This window comes from Kitasatospora hibisci (assembly GCF_043950205.1).
Taxonomy (GTDB): domain Bacteria; phylum Actinomycetota; class Actinomycetes; order Streptomycetales; family Streptomycetaceae; genus Kitasatospora; species Kitasatospora hibisci.
Window position 1 is genome coordinate 2,348,773 of record NZ_CP171642.1, and the last position, 15,424, is coordinate 2,364,196.

Below are 15,424 nucleotides of genomic sequence, written 5' to 3' on the forward strand. Positions count from 1 at the left end.
GGACGCCGGCGGCTCAGGCGGCGGCCAGGCGGTCGTAGAGGGCGCCGAGGGCGGCGGCCACCCGGGCGATGTCGTAGTGGCCGACGGCCGGCGGCCGGGGCAACGGGTCGGTGCCGTGGTCGTTCAGGTGGCGCAAGTCGCACAGCGCCGCGGCGTAGGCGGCGGCGTCGGAGGGGATCCGGCGGGCCTGCGGGGCGGCGGTGGGCGGCAGTTCGTCCAGCGCCGGACAGGCGCTGTGGCGGACCGGGAGCCCGGCCGCCAGGCCCTCCAGCACGCCGAGGCCGAAGGTCTCCGCGGTCGACGGGGCGGCCAGCACGTCGAGCGCGGCGAGGAGTTCGGGGACGTCGTCGCGCTCGCCGGTGAACAGCAGGCGCCCCCGGACGCCGAGTTCGGCGGCCCGCCGCTCCAGGGCGGCCCGTTCGGGGCCGTCGCCGACCAGCACCAGCCGGGCGGCGCCGTCCAGCTCCGCCAGTGCCTCCACCAGGACGTGGAAGCGCTTGCCGGGGACCAGCCGGCCGACCCCGCCGACCACCCAGTTCTCCGGCCGGAGGCCGAGTTCGGCGCGCAGCCGGGCCCGGTCGGCGGCCCGGGCGGCGTCCGGGCGGTGGTGGCGGGCGGCGTCGATGCCGTTGGGGATCAGCTCGATCCGGGCCGGCGGGACGCCCCAGGCGTGCAGGGTCTGGGCGACCTGCCGGGAGACCGCGACGGTCGTGGTGCCCAGCCGCTCGGCCGCCAGGTAGAGGGCCTTGACCCCGCGGGTGACCGGGCGGCCCTCGATCACCCCGGCGTGCAGCGAGTGCTCGGTGGAGACCACGGCGCGGACCCCGGCGAGCCGAGCGGCCAGCCGCCCGTACAGCTGGGCCCGGTAGAGGTGGGTGTGCACCAGGTCGTAGCGGCCGGACCGGATCAGCCGGACCAGCCTGGGCAGCGCCCCGAGGTCCCGGTTGCCGCGCATCGCCAGGTGGTGGACGGTCACGCCCTCGGCGCGCAGCGCGGTGGCCACCGCGCCGGGGTTGGTCAGCGCGGCCACCTCGCAGTGCTGGTGGGCGGGCAGGTGCCGGAGCAGCAGCTGGAGCTGCCGCTCGGCACCGCCTGAGGCGAGCCCGGTGACGATGTGCAGCACCCTCATCGGGCACCCCCGGCACCGCTGTTGGCGGTGCCCGTGGTGCTGCCGCCGGCGCGCTCGCCGCCGGCGCGTTCCGGGCGCCCGGGCCGGGCCGCCGGATCGGGCCGGGCCCCGCGGTCGAGGCGGGCCGCGAGGCGGCCGCGGCGCAGTTCGGTGACGGTGTCGCGGAGCCGGTGCCGGCCGCGCTTGGCGCGCAGCCGCCAGGCGCCGTCGCGGTCGCCGACGTAGCAGCGCGGCAGCGCGTACCGGCCGGTGAGCGGGGAGTGCGCGATGGCGCAGGCGTAGTCGTAGCCGGCGTCGCGGACGGCCAGGGTGGCCGCCAGGTCTACCGCGCCGTACGGATAGCAGAAGCCGGTGACCGGGCCGCCGACGACCTCCTCCAGGGCCCGGCGGCTCTCCCGGGTCTGGACGGCGAGGGCCTCGGGGGACAGACCGGGCAGCGACTGGTGGCCGAGGCCGTGCGAGCCGATCTCCCAGCCCGCGGCGGCCAGTTCGGTGACCTCCTGGACGGTGAGCAGCGTCTTGCGCGGGCCCTTCACGTCCCAGTCGTTGGCCCGGCCGAGAAGATCGGCGACCACGTAGGCGGTGGCGGTGAAGCCGTACGCCTGCAGGATCGGCACGGCGTGGCGGGCGAAGTCCGCGTAGCCGTCGTCGAAGGTGAGGCCGACCAGGTTGTCGGCCTGCCCGGCGGCCCGGGCCCGCATCAGCTCGCGGACCGAGACCCCGCGCCGGCCGCGCCGGTGCAGCCAGGCGATCTGCTCGGCGAACCGCTCGGGGCTGACGGTCAGTTGGTACGGGTCCTCCTTCTCGACCGCCACCGAGTGGTACATCAGGATCCACGGCGAGGAGGTCTCCGGGGCGATCGCCTGGTGGGCCGGGCGGCGGCTTCCGGGAAGCTGCGCCTGGGGCCGGCGGGCCCCCGTGCGCGGGGCGTCGGCGAATGCGCCGACCGTGCGCGGCACGGCGGTGCGGAGCACGCCCGACAGGGCCGAACGGACCGATCCCCGTTCAACGTCCATGGGGAAGCTTCCCTTCATCGGCAACGGCTGGCGAGCTCAGGGCCCGGACGGCGGCGAGGACCGGTCCGCGCACCTCGCGGGCACCGAGGACGGTGCCGAGGGCGGCGAAGGCCAGCGCCACGGTGAGGCCCCCGAGCAGGGTCGAGAGCAGGGGGTCGGTGACGAGCCCGGCCGCGAGGGTGCCGAGGCCGGCCGCTCCGGCGGCCGCGCCGAGCAGCCGGGCGTGGCCGGCGAGGACGAGCCGCAGCCGCAGCGCGATCCCCCGCAGGACCAGACCGTGCAGCAGCAGCACGGCCGTGGTGGTGATGCCGGCCGCGTTCCCGGCGGCCAGGCCGAGCTCGCCGAAGCGGTCGGTGGCGGCCAGGCCGACGGCGGCGGTGACGACGAGGCCGAGCGCCATGGCAGCGGCCGGGTACCAGTCGAGCAGTCGACGGCCGCCGTCGTCGCACGGGTCGCCGGCCCGGCGGACCACCGGGCGGAGCGAGAAGTAGGGTCGGATCATCACTCCGATCAGCGCCTGGGCGGGCAGCCCGAAGCTGTAGACCCGGATGACGGCGGCGGTGGCGGCGGCGTCCCGGGGGCCGAAGGCACCGCGCTGGAAGAGCAGGGCGACCACCGAGGGGGCGCAGGCCATCAGGAAGGCGGTGCCGATCAGGACGAGCGCGGCGCCCTGGCCGAGGTCCCTCTCCACCCGGTCGCGGGCGGCGTCCATGTCCCCGGCCGCGAGCGCGCGGGCGACCAGCGGGAAGGTCACGGTGACCAGCAGGATCGCCACGGTCATGGCCAGTTGGGAGATCTTCGCGGCGTAGTTGAGGTGCGAGATGCTGCCCGGGGGCAGTCCGGACCCGAGGTACCGCTCGACGAAGACCTGCGCCTGCCGGGTCAGGGTGAAGGCGACCGCCGGGAGCACGGCCAGCGGGATCAGCACCAGACCCTGGTCGGCGAGCGGGGACCGTGCCGGGCCGCGGTGGCCCTGACGCAGCCGGCGTCCGATGGGCACGGCCACCACGGCGGCCATCAGGAGGCTCCCCGCGGCCACCCCGATCGCGGCCGACTCCACCCCGAGCAGGTCGTGGCCGGTGAGCAACGCGGCCAGGATGGTGAGGTTGTACGCGACGTAGATGCCGGCGGGGGCGGTGAAGCTGTGGTGCGCGCGCAGGGCGGAGCCGAGGTAGCCGGCGAGGCCGAACGGCAGGATGGTGCACGCGGTGATCCGGGTGCAGGTGACGGCGAGCTCCGGGTCGGCCAGCCCGGGGGCGAGCAGCCCGACGAGCTGACGGGCGCCGAGGACGACGCCGAGGGTGAGCGCACAGAGCACCAGCAGCAGTCCGGGGAGCGTCGCCCGGGCCAGCTGCCGGACCGGGTCGGGGCCGTCGGGGCGCTCCTCGCGCAGGACCATGGCGAGGCTGAAGGCCGGGACCATCAGGAACGCCATGCAGTCCTCGATCAGCAGCGGCGCCGCCGTCTCCGGGACGGTCCAGGCGACCAGGAAGGCGTCGGTGCCCTGGTTGGCCCCGAAGAAGGTGGCGAGCAGCAGGTCGCGGAACATGCCGAGGACGGAGCCGGCGGCGGTGAGGACGGCGGTGACGCCGAAGGCCTTGGCGACGAAGCCGTGCCGGAGGTCGCCGACGGCCGGGGCCCCGGCGGCGGGCGGCGCGCTGCGCGGGGCGGGGAAGGCGGGGGTGAGCGCGGCCGGTGGCTCGGTGGTCATCGCTCGCCTCCGGGGCTGACACTCGCCCGCTCGCTTCCGGGGCGCCCGGACCCGCTGCCGGCGCGCCGGCCGTGGGCGGTGCGGGCGGCGAGGCCGAGGACGACGGAGGTCAGCACGGTGGTGGTGCCGCCGATGTCCGCGTAGAGGAAGTCGACCAGCACCCAGACCAGCAGGGCGAGCGCGGCCAGGCCGGTGCCGCTCGCGCGCCGCAGGCAGCGCAGCAGCAGGCCGAGGAAGAGCACCGCGTACGCGGTGATGCCGATCAGGCCCTGCTCGCTGAGGACCAGGAAGTACATGTTGTGCGGGGAGAGCAGGGGCTCGCGCCGGAAGCCGATGGTGGCGTCGGCGGCGTCGCTGCCGGAGGAGAGCCGCAGCGGGGCATGGCTGTCGCGCAGCTGCTGGAAGGCCTTGGGTCCGGCCCCGGCCGCCGGGTGGTCCTGCCAGATCCGCCCGGCGGTGGCCCAGAGGTCGTAGCGGTCGGAGACGGACTGGTCGGGGGCGGCGGATACCGAGCCGATGGAGCTGAGCCGCTCGGTGACGCCGGAGGCGCCGAGGCCGAGGCCGCCGACCAGGACGACCGCCGCGGCCAGCGCCAGGACGGCGCTGCGCACGGCGAGCCGGGCGTCGGCGCGCAGCAGCAGGACGGCGGCGGCGGCGCCGGTGGCGATCCAGCTGCCGCGGCTGAAGGAGACGGCGAGCGGGAAGGCGAGGAAGGCGGCGGCCGCGTACATCGCCCGGCGCAGCCCGGCGTTCCCGCCCGGCCCGCGCTCGCCGAGGGCGAGGGCGAGCGCCGCCAGCAGGCCGTAGGCGACCACGGTGGACATCGCCATGACGTCGAGCGCGCCGAAGGTGCCGACGGCCCGGATCGGCTGACCGGCGTAGGAGGCGCCGGTCCGGGTGAGGTACTGCTGGGCACCGACCACGCCCTCGATCAGCGCGGCGGCGACGAAGGAGCCGAGCACCAGGCGCTGGTCGGTGCGGTCGCGCAGCGAGCAGAGGACGGCGGCGGGGACCAGGACGAAGACCTGGGTGAGCCGGACGAAGCCGGTGAGGCTGGTGGCCGGATCGATCGAGCCGATGGTGGCGACGGCGGCGGCGGCCACGACCGCGCCGAACTGGAGGGCCGCGGTCCGGCCGATCGCGGGGGTGCGGCCGCGCAGGAGGTGCACCGCGGTGAGGCCGACCAGGGCGAGCGAGGCCAGGTCGGCGGCGGTGATGTGGACGGCGGCCGCGACGTCCTTCTCGCCGGTGGGGACGCAGACCAGCAGGACGGTGGCCGCGGCGAGCAGGCTGGGGCGCTCCGGCAGGGCGGCTGCGGCCCGGCGTAACACCCGGGCCGGGCCGGGGACGGCGGTGAGGGGGAGGGCCACGCCGGTTCAGCTCCCGTCCGGGTGGAGCATCAGGGCCGCGGTGCGGCACAGGATCTTGACGTCCTGCCAGAGGCTCCAGCTCTCGATGTAGCGGTTGTCGAAGCGGGCCCGGTCCTCGATCGAGGTGTCCCCGCGCAGGCCGTTGACCTGGGCGAGGCCGGTGAGGCCGACCGGGACGCGGTGGCGGTCGGCGTACTCGGGGTAGGCCTGGCTGAACCGCATGACGAAGTACGGGCGTTCGGGCCGCGGGCCGACCAGGCTCATGTCGCCGCGCAGGACGTTCCACAGCTGGGGCAGCTCGTCCAGGGAGCTGCGGCGCATCAGCTTGCCGACGGTGCCCATCCGGTGGTCCTGGGCGATGTTCCAGCGGGTGGCAGACTCGTGCTCGTTGCTGGGCCGCAGGGTGCGGAACTTGAGGACGGTGAAGACGCGGCCGTCGAGCCCGGTGCGCTGCTGGCGGAAGAGCACGCCGGGGCCGGTGTCGAAGCGGACGGCGAGGGCGCAGAGGGCGAGCACGGGAGCGAGGGCGATCAGGCCGAGTCCGGCGGCGGTGACGTCGAGCGCGCGCTTGGCGGCCCAGCCGGGGCGGCCCATCGCCGGGCGGCCGACGCGCAGACAGGGGAATCCCCAGAGCTGGTCGCCGCCGGGGATCCGGCCGGTGGCCAGCGAGCCGTACTCGCGCAGCGCGGGCACCAGCCAGACCTGGCAGCCGAGCCGGGCGGCGTCGCGCAGTGCGGCGGCGGTCTCGGCCTCGTCGGCGGCGCCGGCGGTGGCCACCACGTGGTGGATCCGGTGCCGGCGGACCTCGCGCTCCAGCACCTCGCGGCCGCCGAGCACCGGCAGGTCGGTGTCGCCGGAGAGCAGCGGCGGGTCGGGGTCGACGAAGCCGACCGGGCGCATGCCGTACTCGCCACGGGCGGTGAGGGCGGCGGCGACCCGGCGGCCGAGCCGGCCGGCGCCGAGCACCAGGACGGGGCTCGGGCGGTTGCGCCGGATCCGCCGGACCAGGTGGTAGAGCAGGGCGCGGCCGCAGACTGCGAGCAGCAGTTGGGTGCCGAGCAGGACGGTCAGCCGGCCCGGGGTGGCCGGTCCGCTGTCGGGCCAGCGGCCGTCGAGGCAGCCGGCCAGGGTGACGGCGAAGGCGGCGGCGACCACGGCGCGAACGGCCAGCGCGGGCAGCTCGTCGAGGACGGAGAGGGTGAGCCGGGTGCGGTAGAGGCCGCCGGCCAGGTTGAGCAGGAGCAGCAGCGGCAACAGGGCGGCCACCCCGAGCAGCGGCTCGACCCGGACGGCCGGGTCGAGCACGCGGTTGGCGATGCCGGTGGCGGTGCAGAGGGCGACTGCGTCGACCGCGGCGAGCGCGACGGGCAGCGCGAACCGGGAGCGGGCCGGCCGGCGGTGGCGCCGTTCGGGCGGGGCACTGCGCGGGGCGGACCGGGCCGGGCGGTCCAGCAGCCCGGTGGCCGGCCGGCGCTGTCCGGACAGGGGCCGCCCGGGCCTCGGGACGCTGTCGTGGTCAATGGTCATCAGCGCACGAACTCCCCTGCTGTGTGCCCGGGGTGACGCCGTTCCGGCACCGGCTGGCCCGGAGCGGCCGTCGCGGCCCGGCGGGCTCGGTCCTGACAGCACCTGCTGCCGCTGGCGGCTTTCGAGTTTCTCGCGAATTCCCGGCACAAAATCGAAGCGAAGCAGGCGAAATCAGACATTACCGAACGGGGGCCGAGGCGCCGGAAGTCGACGTGCCATTTCATTCCAGCCACCCATTAATAGGTAGTTCCGATTTCACCCCTCGCCGACATCCGGCTGGGGGTGCGAATACGACAGCGCCGGAACGGCGGGCATTCACGGCATGTGAAACGATCAGATCCGCTGCGGGACACGGGCACGGCGGCGTCCCGCCGCCGGACCGGCACCCAGCAGGTCCCGGTAGAGCGCGTCCACCTGTTCGACCACCGACCGCACGTCATGGCGGGCCACCGCGTGCTCGCGCAAGCGGGAGCCGCGTCGCTCGCACTCGATCGGATCGGACAGCGCTTCGGCCATTCGGGTGGCGAGCGCGGCGGCGTCCTCGGGCGGCACCACGGCGCGCTCGCGCTCGGCCGGCGGCAGGCACTCGCGGGCCCCCGGCACGTCGGTCAGCAGCACCGGCCGGGCGGCCGCCATCGCCTCCAGCGGAGCCAGCGCCATCCCCTCCCAGCGCGAGGGCAGCACCACCAGGTCCGCCGCCGCCAGCCACGGCCGCGGGTCGGGCACGTCCCCGAGCAGGCGGACCCGGGAGGGCTCGGCCGACTCGCGCACGGCGGCGGCCAGCCGGGCCTCGTCCGGCCCGCCGCCGACGATCGCCAGCCGGGCCTGCGGTACCCGGCGCAGCACCTCCGGCCAGGCGGCGAGCAGCACGTCCTGGCCCTTCTGACGGCAGAGCCGGCCCACGCAGACGGCCATCGGGGCGTCCAGGTCCAGGCCGAGCGCGATCCGGGCGGCCCGGCGCTCGGCCGGCGCGTAGTGGCGGACGTCGACGCCGTTGGGCACCACCGCCCAGTCGGCGTGCAGGCCGGCCGCGACCCCGTCGGCCCGTTCCTGGACGCTGACGCAGAGCAGCCGGTGGGCCCAGCGGGTCGCCAGCCGCTCCCAGCGCAGGGTGGCCGCGGCCAGCGGGCCGTCCACCGCGGCGAACGACCAGGCGTGCGGCTGGAAGACCGTCGGCACCGCGCCGCGGATGGCCAGCCGGCCGGCCAGCCCGGCCTTGGCGCTGTGCAGGTGGACCATGTCGGGCGCCGCGGCGCGGACGATCCGGCGCAGCCGCCAGGCCTCGGGGGCGGTGGCCGGGCCGGGCGAGCGGCGGGCCGGCCAGTCCTGGACCAGGGCGCCGACCGCGGCGGCCTCCCCGGCCAGCCGGCCGCCTCGCGGGCAGGCGACCAGCACCCGGTGGCCGGCCTCGCGCTGGCCGCGGACCAGGTCGACCACCACGCGGGCGACCCCGCCGTCGACCGGCTGGGAAATGTGAAGGATCGTCATATGCACGGCGGCGAGCCTAGGGTGGCGCCGCCGCACCCGGGGTCCGCCGTCACCCGCAGGTGGCGGCCGTCCACCCGTACGGATTGCCGCTCGCACGGGTGGGCGGACCGCTCGAATCCCCGTCCGATCCGGACGGCGGGGTCAGCGGACCTCGTCGGCCAGGTTGGCCAGCACCTGGTCGTGGATCCGGTTCAGGCCCTTCGGGGCGAAGGTTCGCTCGAAGAAGCCGCCGATGCCGCCGGCGCCCTGCCAGGTGGCCGAGACCGTCACCTTCGACCGACCCTCGCCGGCCGCGGCGACGGTCCAGGTGATGACCATGCTGGAGTTGGCGTCCTTCTCCACCAGCTGGTCCGGCTTGGGCGCCGAGACGGTGAAGAGGCAGTCGCGGACCCGCTTCTCGGTGGCCTGCAGCTTCCAGTGCACCTGGGTGCCCGCGCCGTTGCCCCCGGCCCGGACCTCGTACTCGCTGTACTGCGCGGGCAGCAGCTTGGGGCGGGTCACCTGGTAGTCGGCCAGCGCCTCGTACACCCGCTCGGGGGCGGCGTCGTAGACCCGCTCGGTGGTGGCCAGCACCTGTCCCATGACCTTGCTCTCCTCGTCCGTGGTTTCCGGTTCCACCGGCAAGCCAACCACAGCGGGCGGCCCGGGACAGCTCAGGGGCCGGGCGCCGCACCGGCCCGGACCGGCCGCAGCCCGCCGGTGCGCCGCGCCCGGGCCGCTCCGAGCCCCAGGGCGAGCACCGCGCCGGCCGCGGCAGCACGCGGAGCGCGGGCGGGCGGGCGGGCCGGGGCACCGGCCCGCCCGGGCCCCGGCACACTGCGAGGAGGCCCGGTGGCTCGCGCCCGCACCGCTCCGGCGACGGACCTCAGGCCCCCTCCCGACGCCTATGAGTTCTGATTTGGAACTTGTAAGTTCTCTCTCGGAACTCACAAGCGGGTGCAAGGATGGATGGACCGTCCGGAGGCGAGAGGAGCGACGGGTGCTCAGAGACGTGCCCGAGCGGGATGCGAGCTGTGCGATCGCGCAGTCCGCAGCCGTGATCGGCGACTGGTGGAGCATCCTGATCGTCCGCGAGACGGCGCGCGGCCGGCTGCGTTTCGACGAGCTCCAGCAGGAGCTGTCGATCTCGCGCAAGGTGCTCACCGAACGGCTCGGACACCTGACCGGGGCCGGCGTCCTGGAGCGGGTGCCCTACCAGAGCGGCCCGGTCCGCTACGAGTACCGGCTCACCGACTCCGGGCGGGCGCTGCTGCCGGTGCTGGTGGCGATGCAGGACTGGGCCGACCGCTGGCTGCTCGGCGACGGCGCGCTCTCCGGTTCCGCCGCCCCCGACGCCGCCGAGGCCGCCCGGCTGGCCGCGCTGCCCGGCACCCGGCTGCCGGCGCTCACCCTGCCCGCGCACACCGGCGGCGAGCTGGACCCGGTCGACCCGGCGGCCGTCGCCACGGTGCTGTTCTGCTACCCGGCCACCGGGCGGCCAGCGCCGCTGCCGGCCGACTGGGGGGACATCCCCGGCGCGGTCGGCTGCACGCTGGAGAACCGGCTGTTCCGCGAGGCGTACCCGGAGTTCCGCGCGGCCGGCCTGGCCGTGCGCGGCATCTCCACCCAGCGCCCGGACGAGCAGCGGGAGTTCGCCGAGGCCGAGGAGATCCCGTTCCCGCTGCTGTCCGACCTGGACGTCCGGCTGGCGGCCGCACTGCGGCTGCCGACCTTCCACGTCGGCCAGGGTCTGCGGCTGAAGCGGGCCGTCCTGGTGCTGGACCGCCGGCGGACCGTGCGCCGGGTGACCTTCCCGGTCACCGACATCCCTGGCGCCGTCCGGCAGGCGCTCGCCGACGCCCGCGCGGTGGCGGCGGCGGAGGCGTAGCGCACGGGCCCACCCCGCCGCCGGAAACCGTTCGCGTGAAGGGCGGGTGGCCGCGTTAGGGTGGCCGGTGTGCTCGATCAGGTGACAGCTCTGCGCTATGTCGACCCACTGCGGGCCGGCGGCTCCGTCCCCGGCGTGGTGGAGACCGACGACCTGGGGACCTACGTGGTCAAGTTCACCGGCGCCGCCCAGGGCCGCAAGGCGCTGGTGGCCGAAGTGATCGTCGGCGAACTCGCCCGGCGGCTAGGCCTGCCGGTGCCCGAACTGCGACTCGTCGACTTCGACCCCGCGGTGGCCGAGCACGAACCCGACGCCGAGATCCAGGACATCCTCCGGGCCAGCGCCGGCCTCAACCTCGGGATGGACCTGCTGCCCGGCGCCCGGGACTTCGAGCCCGGCATGATCGACGTCGACCCGGTCGCGGCCGGCCGGATCGTCTGGCTGGACGCGCTCACCGGCAACGTCGACCGCACCGTGCACAACCCCAACCTGATGGTCTGGCACGGGAAGCTCTGGCTCATCGACAACGGCGCCGCGCTGGTCTTCCACCACCGCTGGTCCGGCGCCGCGGCCGCCGTCGGCCGCAGGTACGACCTCAGCGCCCACGCCCTCGGCGGCTACCGGCCGGACGTCCCGCTGGCCGCCCGGGAGCTCGGACCGCTGGTCACCACCGGCCTGCTGGAGGAGGTGGTGGCGCTCGTCCCGGACGCGTGGCTGGCCGACGAGCCCGGCTTCGACTCGGTGGACGCGCTGCGCCACGCCTACGTGCACCATCTGGTCGCCCGCGCGGAACTCTCCGCCGATTGGCTGCCGGACGGGTTCCCCACCACCGAGCAGCTGCGCGCGGCCGAGCTCCAGCGGGCCGCCCGGACCAGGGCCGGCCGGCCCGCCTGGCTCCAGGAGGTGCCGGACCTGCACGGCAAGCCGTCGGTGGAGACGGTCTGGGACCACCACTTCGAGTGACGGGGCCACCGGCCGGACGGCCGCCGACCCGGTGTCAGCCCCCGGCGGGGCGGACCCAGACGAAGTACTCGACCAGCGTCCCGACCAGCAGGCCGGAGCAGAACAGCGCGAGGAGCGCGGCGGAGTTCACCCGGCGCACGGCCGGCGAGAGCAGCGCCAGGGCGGGGAGCAGCAGGCCGACCGCCGGGCCGGTCGCCAGCAGGAGCAGGCGGAGCAGCACGGCCCCCGCCGTGGTTCCGTCGGCGGCGAGGCCGCCGATGCCGATCGCCAGGCCCGCGAAGACCATCAGCGTCAGCACCGGCGCGGCGACGAGCAGTTGGACGACGGCCAGCAGCACCCACGGCCAGTTCCGCGCGCCGCCCGGGCGGTCGGTCGGCCAGGGTCGGCCGGGGTGGCTCTGTGCCATGGTGCGCTGCTCCTCGTACGGCGGGTTCCACTCGGTCGTGTGGAACCATTGTGCGGATCGGCCCCGGGCGTTCGCCTGAGTACCGGTACTCAAAATGCCGGTGGGGAGCGGGACCCGTCGGGTCCCGCTCCCCACCGCGCGTCGTCGCGTCAGCCGGTCAACCGGTCAGCGCGTCAGCGCCACCACTGGACCGCCTTCTCGGCGTTGATGATGCCGGCGCCGTAGAAGCCGTTGTCGTCCGCGCCGCCCTCGCAGGTGGCGGTCCACTCGCCGGCGCCGCCCGGGTTGTACGGGCCCGACGGGCAGGCGTGCGACTCGGCCTGGTTGGTCAGCAGCTCGGTCAGCTCCTCCGCGTTGGCCCACGGGTGGGTGCTGGCGAGCAGGGCGAGCACACCGGCGGCGTGCGGGGAGGCCATCGAGGTGCCCTGCATGTAGCCGTACTTGCCGCCCGGGATGGTGGACAGGGTGCGGCCGTTCTTGTCCGGGGTGTCCGGGATCTGGTAGCGGCGGTCGCCACCGGGGGCGGCCACGGTGACCTTGCCCTTGCCGTAGGTGGAGTAGTACGACTTGTCGCCGTTGACACCCACCGAGGAGACGGAGATGACGCCGTCGAGCTCGGTCGGCAGGTTCAGGCAGTCCTGGGTGATCGGACGCTCGCCGGGCGTGGTGTCGTCCGGGCTGGCGACGTCCTTGGTCTTGTGGGCGAGGTCGATGTTCTCGTTGCCCGCCGCGGCCACGTTGAGGACACCCTTGCGCTGCGAGAACTCGACGGCGCGACGCACGGCGGTGGTGATCGCCGCCTGGTCCGCGTCGTTCTGGCAGTTGAACATCCAGGGGTCGACGAAGTAGCTGTTGTTCGTGATCTTGAACTTGTGCTCACCGGCCCACACGAAGCCGCAGACGGCGTACTCCGGGTAGATGAACCCGGCGTCGTCGACGACCTTGACCGCGGCCAGCTTGACGTCGGGGGCTATGCCCTCGATGCCCTTGCCGTTCTTGGCGGCGGCGATGGTGCCGGCCACGTGGGTGCCGTGGTCGCCGTCGACGCCCGGCTGCCAGGCCTCGAAGGCGGTGTTCGGCTTGCCGCCGTCGATGCAGGAGACCGACTGCGAGGCGTCCACGTTGGCCTTGAGGTCCTCGTGGTTGGCGTCGATGCCGGAGTCCAGGACGCCGACGGTGACCTTGCTGCTGCCGAGGGACAGCTTGTGGGCCTTGTCGACACCGATCTGGCGCATGTCCCACTGGTTGGCCCAGTAGGGCTCCTCGCCGGCGGTGGGCGCGGCGGCCGGCTCGGCGGCGACCTCGGCCTTGCGGCTCTCGGCGGCGGTGATGCCCTTGGTGCGGCTGGCGCCGACCGACTGGACGCCCTTGGCCTTGCGCAGCTTCGCGGCGAACTGGGTGTCGGTCGAGCGGGCGATCACGACGCCGATCTGCTCGTACGAGTACACAACGCTGCCGCCGAGGGTCGTGATGGCCTTCTCGACCTTCTGCACCTGGCCGTGGTTGGCCTGGGTGTTGACGACGTAGCTCAGCAGCGGCCCGGTCGTCGGCTCGGCCCCGGTGGCCGCGACGGCGGTGCCGGCGGGCAGAGCCAGGGCGCCGGCCGTGGCGAGCACGACGCCCACCGCGGCGAACCGGGTCCGGCTGATCCGAGGAACACTCATAGGGGTTGGCCCTCCCGAGTCGTCGTGCAGCTGCAGATGGCAGGTGCAGTGGAATGATCGGGACGCTAGTGAACATGCGTAGTAATCCGCAAGAGGTAGTCATCTAATCGACACCGTTCGATCACCTGCGAAGGTTGCGCCGCCTGGGTGGCAGACCCCTCGTCAATCCATACGGTGAATATCCGGTTGACGCGGAATTCCCTACCGACGGGGCGCAGACGATCCATCCTGAAGGGGCGTCGACGGAGTGTCCATGACAGATTCTGTCGGGATACCGCGGTTCAGAGGCGGTACAGCCTGCGGGCGTTCTCGGCGGCCACCTGCCGGGCGAGGCGCTGCGCGTCCGGCGCCGAGCAGGCGCCGTCGGCCCGCCAGCGGTCCAGCAGCGTTCCCAGGCCGTGCCGGAACTGGGCCGCGCCGACCAGGTACAGCTCGGGCAGGCCGTAGGCGTCGGTGGAGAAGAGCACCTTGCCGAACGGCGCCAGCTCCAGCATCTCGCCGAGCACCGACGCCACCCGCGGCCCGACGTACGAGGCCGTCAGCCCGAGGTCGGTGTGGACCTGCGGGAACGCCTGGGCCAGCCAGGCCGCCTGCCGGTGGTACGGTTGACTTCCGCTCCCCGCCCTAAAGGGCGGGGATTCCTACCACGGTCGTCTGACCGTCTCGGTGGGTTCCTGCTTCTTCGCGCTGTGCGGGGACGGGTCCCCGGCTTACCCGCGCTCGACAGGCTGACACCGCCAGTCCGGCGGCCGTGGCTATGTTGACGGCGGCGTTGACGTCCCGGTCCAGCCAGACGCCGCACGCCTGGCACTGCCAGACGCGGATGTTCGGCGGCTTGGGGCCGTCCTTGACGCCGCAGTGGGAGCAAACCTGTGAGGTCGGCTCGAAGCGGCCGATCTTGATCAGGTTCCGGCCGTACTTCGCGGCCTTGTACTCCAGCATGGTGACGAACGCCGACCATCCGGCGTCGTGCACGGACTTGGCGAGCCGTGTGCGGGCGAGTCCCTTGACCGCCAGGTCTTCCACCGCGATTGCTTGGTTCTCGCGAATCAGTCCGGTGGAGACCTGGTGGTGGAACTCGCGCCGGGCGTCGGCCACCCGTGCGTGGTTGCGAGCGACCTTGTGACGGGCCTTCTCGCGGTTCTTGCTGCCCTTGGCCTTACGGGACAGGGCTTGCTGTGCGCGTTTGAGCTTCTTCTCTGCGCGCCGGAGGAACTTCGGGGCGTCGATCTTCCGCCCGTCCGAGAGGACGGCGAAGTGTCCGAGGCCGAGATCGAGACCGGTGACCGGTTCGGTCTCGGGAAGGATCTCGGGGTCCGTCTCGACAACGAAGCTGGCGAAGTACCGGCCTGCGCTGTCCTTGATCACCGTCACCGAGGATGGCACGGACGGCAAGGCGCGGGACCACTTCACCCGCACGTCGCCGATCTTCGGCAGCGATAGGTCGCCGCCCGGTGTGATCTTCCATCGGGCGTTCGCGGTGAAGCGGATCGCCTGCCGGGTGTCCTTGCGGGACTTGAACCGGGGCGGTCCCATCTTCGGGCGCATGCCCTTGAGGCCGTCGAAGAAGTTCCGGTAGGCGGTGTCCAGGTCCCGGAGGGACTGTTGCAGCACCACGGCGGACACCTCGCCGAGCCATGCCCGTTCGGGGGTGTTCTTCGCGGCCGTGAGCTGCTTGGACAGCTCGCCGGACGGGATGAACGGCAGCCCGGCGGCGCGGGCGGTCTCACGTGCCCGGAGGGCATCATTGAAGGCCACCCGTGCACACCCGAACGCCCTGGCCAGCGCGGAACGCTGAGGCCCGTTCGGGTACACGCGGAAGCTGTACCTGAGCTGCACGGTCAGCACCGTACCATTTTGGTTTATGGCTGAGTATCAGAACATCCGCACTGGTCGGCACTGCGCTTTCGCCCTGCATGCGCACTTGGTTTTCGTGACGAAGTACCGTCACAAGGTGTTCGCCGAGCGGCATCTGACCCGGCTCGAAGAGATCATGCGGGACGTGTGCGCCGACTTCGAGGTGGAGTTGGTCGAGTTCAACGGCGAGAACAACCACGTCCACCTGCTGGTGAACTTCCCGCCGAAGGTCGCCCTGTCCAAGCTGGTCAACTCGCTCAAAGGCGTCAGCTCGCGCCGGCTGCGGCAGGAGTACCCCGAGCTGGTCAAGCACTACTGGCGGGCACAGCGTCTGTGGTCCGGTTCGTACTTCGCCGGATCAGTCGGCGGCGCGCCGCTGTCGATAGTCCGGCAGTACATCGAGCAGCAGAACCGTCCGGCTTGACG

13 protein-coding genes and 1 pseudogene are annotated in these 15,424 nt (G+C 74.0%); 3 read left to right on the forward strand and 11 right to left on the reverse strand.

Annotation, left to right across the window (positions count from 1 at the left end):
• Positions 1–13 precede the first annotated feature (13 nt).
• From ACF9IK_RS10020 to ACF9IK_RS10050, 7 genes are all read right to left on the reverse strand, one after another.
• Positions 14–1,129: a glycosyltransferase gene (locus ACF9IK_RS10020; protein WP_395293888.1), complete on the reverse strand. Its 1,116-nt coding sequence runs from the start codon at positions 1,127–1,129 to the stop codon at positions 14–16.
• Positions 1,126–2,145 (reverse strand): polysaccharide deacetylase family protein, encoded by a 1,020-nt coding sequence (locus tag ACF9IK_RS10025; RefSeq protein ID WP_395293889.1) that lies wholly within the window; start codon positions 2,143–2,145, stop codon positions 1,126–1,128. Before ACF9IK_RS10025 ends, ACF9IK_RS10020 begins: the two co-directional genes overlap by 4 nt.
• Complete coding sequence (locus tag ACF9IK_RS10030) at positions 2,135–3,856, reverse strand: lipid II flippase MurJ (protein WP_395293890.1); 1,722 nt, start codon at positions 3,854–3,856, stop codon at positions 2,135–2,137. Before ACF9IK_RS10030 ends, ACF9IK_RS10025 begins: the two co-directional genes overlap by 11 nt.
• On the reverse strand, positions 3,853–5,226 hold the full coding sequence (locus ACF9IK_RS10035) for an O-antigen ligase family protein (protein WP_395293891.1): 1,374 nt from the start codon (positions 5,224–5,226) through the stop codon (positions 3,853–3,855). The genes ACF9IK_RS10030 and ACF9IK_RS10035 overlap by 4 nt, the downstream gene beginning before the upstream one ends.
• A 6-nt stretch (positions 5,227–5,232) precedes the next feature.
• Positions 5,233–6,753, reverse strand: a complete 1,521-nt coding sequence (locus ACF9IK_RS10040) for a sugar transferase (RefSeq protein WP_395293892.1) — start codon at positions 6,751–6,753, stop codon at positions 5,233–5,235.
• Between the two features lie 333 nt (positions 6,754–7,086).
• A complete protein-coding gene (locus ACF9IK_RS10045) occupies positions 7,087–8,241 on the reverse strand; it encodes a glycosyltransferase (RefSeq protein ID WP_395298531.1) in 1,155 nt (384 codons plus the stop codon).
• A gap of 141 nt (positions 8,242–8,382) precedes the next feature.
• Positions 8,383–8,823 carry an SRPBCC family protein gene (locus tag ACF9IK_RS10050; protein ID WP_238863431.1) on the reverse strand — a complete coding sequence of 147 codons (441 nt, stop codon included), beginning with the start codon at positions 8,821–8,823 and terminating at the stop codon, positions 8,383–8,385.
• A 397-nt stretch (positions 8,824–9,220) separates the two neighbouring features.
• On the opposite strand from ACF9IK_RS10050, the gene ACF9IK_RS10055 reads away from it, so the two are divergent.
• Together ACF9IK_RS10055 and ACF9IK_RS10060 are read left to right on the forward strand one after the other, a co-directional pair.
• Complete coding sequence (locus ACF9IK_RS10055) at positions 9,221–10,108, forward strand: winged helix-turn-helix transcriptional regulator (RefSeq protein ID WP_395293893.1); 888 nt, start codon at positions 9,221–9,223, stop codon at positions 10,106–10,108.
• Between the two features lie 69 nt (positions 10,109–10,177).
• Complete coding sequence (locus tag ACF9IK_RS10060) at positions 10,178–11,071, forward strand: HipA family kinase (protein WP_395293894.1); 894 nt, start codon at positions 10,178–10,180, stop codon at positions 11,069–11,071.
• A gap of 34 nt (positions 11,072–11,105) precedes the next feature.
• On the opposite strand, the gene ACF9IK_RS10065 is transcribed toward ACF9IK_RS10060, so the two are convergent.
• The 4 genes and pseudogenes from ACF9IK_RS10065 to ACF9IK_RS10080 all read right to left on the reverse strand — a co-directional run bounded on the left by ACF9IK_RS10065 (position 11,106) and on the right by ACF9IK_RS10080 (position 14,980).
• Entirely contained in the window at positions 11,106–11,477 is a 372-nt protein-coding gene (locus ACF9IK_RS10065) for a hypothetical protein (protein WP_395293895.1), read from the reverse strand.
• 173 nt (positions 11,478–11,650) lie between these two features.
• On the reverse strand, positions 11,651–13,141 hold the full coding sequence (locus ACF9IK_RS10070; protein ID WP_395293896.1) for a S8 family peptidase: 1,491 nt from the start codon (positions 13,139–13,141) through the stop codon (positions 11,651–11,653).
• A gap of 281 nt (positions 13,142–13,422) precedes the next feature.
• Positions 13,423–13,746, reverse strand: a pseudogene (locus ACF9IK_RS10075) (amidohydrolase); the annotation flags it as partial.
• Between the two features lie 19 nt (positions 13,747–13,765).
• Positions 13,766–14,980 (reverse strand): RNA-guided endonuclease InsQ/TnpB family protein, encoded by a 1,215-nt coding sequence (locus ACF9IK_RS10080; RefSeq protein ID WP_395298480.1) that lies wholly within the window; start codon positions 14,978–14,980, stop codon positions 13,766–13,768.
• Positions 14,981–15,005: 25 nt separating this feature from the next.
• Here ACF9IK_RS10080 and tnpA point away from each other — a divergent pair, with 25 nt between their 5' ends.
• Positions 15,006–15,422 carry an IS200/IS605 family transposase gene (tnpA, locus tag ACF9IK_RS10085; RefSeq protein ID WP_395292292.1) on the forward strand — a complete coding sequence of 139 codons (417 nt, stop codon included), beginning with the start codon at positions 15,006–15,008 and terminating at the stop codon, positions 15,420–15,422.
• The last annotated feature ends 2 nt before the right edge of the window (positions 15,423–15,424 follow it).